We start from the raw sequence: 3,234 nt of genomic DNA, 5'->3' as shown, positions 1-3,234 counted from the left end.
CCTGGGGCGTCGTCCAGCAAGCGCGGTAGCCGGTCATCGTCAAGGTGGGCACCCGTCGTTAGCCACTCGATGCGCTTAATCGCCCGCAGAACTCCTGTGCGCCGCGAGAAAGGCGGTCAAGGGGTTGGTGCGGCCCGCAGCGCGAAGCGCGAGGACTCGGCCCCTTGACGGCCTGTAGCGCGGCATAGCCTCCCGGCACCGGAGCCGGGGAACAAGAGAGCGAAGCGAACGCCATCCCCGGCCCGGCTGCCTACCGGCGAGGTCGGGGTATGGGGCAGAGCCCCATGGTTTTGCAAGCGGAGCGCGCAGCGAGTGCAACGAGCGTAGGGACAAGGGGCGTTACCCGAAGGGACGAGACGCGGGGGTTAGCGGCTCGGTCGAGCGGAGCGAGATAGCACCGTCACGGCGAAGCCGTGTGGCCCCAGGCCCGCTATGAATATGGATTGCGCAATCCAGAAAGGCTAAGATGTGGATTGCGCAATCCAAAAAAGGCAAACCCATGCACCCCACACAGCAAATTTATGACGAACTCCAATCAGCTTACGACCACTTCAATAAAGCACTTTTTGATGATGCGCTGCCCGATTGCCTCATCACGTTGCAGCGCGAACGTCGAACATTTGGCTATTACTGCCGTGACCGCTTCGTCAACCATGGCGGGACGATCACTGACGAAATTGCCATGAATCCCGCCTACTTCGGCATCCGCAGTATTCGCAAATCGCTCTCAACGCTTGTTCATGAAATGGTGCATCAATGGCAAATCCATTTTGGTAAACCAGGTAGACGGGGCTACCACAACAAGGAATGGGCCGACAAAATGGACGCACTTGGGCTTATCGCTAGTAATACCGGCCAACCCGGGGGGAAGCGCGTAGGCGAGCAAATGGATCACTACATTCAAAAGGGCGGTGCGTTTGATCAAGCCTGTGACAGCCTGCTTTCCCAGCAATACCGGCTGTCATGGCTCGACCGCTTCCCGCCTTATCTGCCTAGCAAGCCCAGCAGCCTGGATGAAACAGACGAGGATGAGCAAGGCGATTTAGACGATGGCCATCTCAAAGAGGATTACGTCGATGAAGACGAGGAAGGGCACGTATCGCCCTATGTGCAGCTACCAAAGGAGACCGTCAACAAAACCAACCGCCAAAAGTACCGGTGCCCGGTGTGCGAAAGCCAGGCATGGGGAAAGCCGGGCTTGCAGCTAATATGCGGGGGAGAGGGGTGCGATAAAGCGAGGTTCAACGTGGTGTGACGCCCTAGCGGCACACCCAACCAAATCGCATCGGGGCTATATTCTATTCATGCCCCTTCAGCTTCCAACCATGCTGCTCAGCGAACGCGGCAAGCGCCGCTATATCGCTTTCCGGCAACCAGACAACACACGGTGTTAAGCCTGGTGACTGGCTGGGCGCAACCTTCGCTTTGACACGATTGACCGCAATTTTTACCGCCTGGCGACTTATACCCGCGTCTCGTGCCACTGAGGCCTGTGAAGCACCCTCAACAAGCACACGCCTGGCATGATCGAGCGTTTTACTCGAAAATCCGACAAGCAAGGGCTGTAACTGCTCCCACTCGTCCAGTGATAAACGCAAGTCTTTGGGGGCAGAATCCTCTAGCGCGGCTTTTACGCGCTTAACGGCTGTGTGTACGGTCTGATTGGCAACACCAGTAGCGCGGGCCACCTCTGGCGGAGCCAGGCCATCCACTAGCACTTGCTTGGCAAGTGCCAAGGTATTGTCAGAAAACGCGCTTAGCCGTGCCTGCGCGGCTGTCCATTCAGCCTCTGAGAAACGAATGATCTGTCTTGCATGCAGTCCCATAACACTCACCATTTCAAGTTTAAAAAGATGCCTTAGTATCGCTTACAACCACTATCAAGTAAATCGTTTATCATACGATAAAAGGATAAATAAGAGGCTCTGCTATAGCAAATTATGCCCATCAAACCATCATGGCCAAAACGACAAAAGCGCCCCACGCAGGGCGCTTTGTTAACAGGCCGCTAGTCAAGAGGTTTAACAGGGCCGATGAGCGGTTGATTGCGCGCCTGGCGAACTGCCCGGCTTACCACATGAGACGCGCAGGTGTGGCCTTTGTAGCGTCTTAGGAGGGCCACCAGTACGCCTAATTGCCCAACAGTCATAACGCCTATATGTACGTGTTTAATGGGTGCAGACATTGCCAAAACTCCTACCAAAAGTTTGTCTAAGCGCGGTTGCCGCCGCGAGGATCTTCTATGGCCCCTTGCTGAAAGCAAGGGGCCTTTCAGTGGATTAGTTAAACAGCTTGGACATTTCCATAGAGAACGCCCAAAGCGCTTTATTGAGTTTCAAGTCCTGGTCGATGCCTTTAACTGCGCGTGTGGTGGTGCGCTTACCCTTGGCATTTCGGCCACTCAACCCGCCTTTAATGACATTCTCCTGAATGCGGTTAGTCGTTGACCATAAATCGTTGGGGCGATCTTCGTGGCGGCGAGCCCGTAGCAGCTGCTCGGCTTCGATAGGCGCGGGGCGCAAGGGGTCATCATGCTTGTAATTTAAAACGGCTTGAGCAAGACCATGTTGAAGCTGCGGCGTTAGCTGAATGCCTCGCATCGTGTCGCGCTCATTTTCAATTACCTCAAAGGCATCGCGCACCGTGTAAGCGCCTTCGATCACCTCGCCAATAATGTCGCCTTTGCCGCTATGGCGTACACGCACGTCGCCAACGGTATTCCCGCAAACCATGCCATTCGCGCAGACAAACCGGAACATACCCGCCAACATCTGGTAGCTACTGCTACCGTCATGAGAGTTAACCAAGATAATCTCATTGGCCTCCTGGGCGTTGATCTGACTAGCATGGCGAAGGCGTAGCATGTGCTTTGTATGTTCACGCTTATCCGCTTTGCGGACGTTCGTTTGCGCGGCAAAGAAGGGGTAAAAGCCTTCGTTGCGTAGCGCATTAACAACGTCAATCGTCGGTATATAGTGATAACGCTCTGAGCGGCTTTCGTGAGGCGCTTCTGCAAAAATAGAAGGGGCAGCACGGTGGATCATATCGTCGCTTAGCGGCTCGTTGCGGCGAATCTGCTTAATGTTTCCAAGGCTCGATACTAAACCCATGGTATTAACTCCTAACGTTTGATTTTACTGGCGCGGTTGCCGCCGCTTTGGTGCCAGTGTTGGCCTCTGCCAACAAAGTCAGTATCGCTCATATCGCTAAATATGTCAACTGTTTATCATACGA

Annotated in this window: 3 protein-coding genes; 1 reads left to right on the top strand and 2 read right to left on the bottom strand. The window is 54.6% G+C overall.

Annotated elements, in window-relative coordinates:
* The first annotated feature begins 499 nt into the window (after nucleotides 1-499).
* A complete protein-coding gene (locus tag INT19_RS09115) occupies nucleotides 500-1,255 on the top strand; it encodes a SprT-like domain-containing protein (protein ID WP_193060519.1) in 756 nt (251 codons plus the stop codon).
* A 43-nt stretch (nucleotides 1,256-1,298) separates the two neighbouring features.
* Here the strand turns inward: INT19_RS09115 and INT19_RS09110 are convergent, their stop codons facing one another.
* Both INT19_RS09110 and INT19_RS09105 read right to left on the bottom strand, forming a co-directional pair.
* Entirely contained in the window at nucleotides 1,299-1,826 is a 528-nt protein-coding gene (locus INT19_RS09110; RefSeq protein ID WP_193060518.1) for a TrfB-related DNA-binding protein, read from the bottom strand.
* 453 nt (nucleotides 1,827-2,279) lie between these two features.
* Nucleotides 2,280-3,110: a DUF932 domain-containing protein gene (locus tag INT19_RS09105; protein WP_193060517.1), complete on the bottom strand. Its 831-nt coding sequence runs from the start codon at nucleotides 3,108-3,110 to the stop codon at nucleotides 2,280-2,282.
* Between the last annotated feature and the right edge of the window lie 124 nt (nucleotides 3,111-3,234).

The organism is Halomonas sp. 3A7M (assembly GCF_014897875.1).
Lineage (GTDB): Bacteria > Pseudomonadota > Gammaproteobacteria > Pseudomonadales > Halomonadaceae > Vreelandella.
Note: the sequence above shows the minus strand (reverse complement) of the source record. Positions and strands in the feature narration are given on the sequence as shown.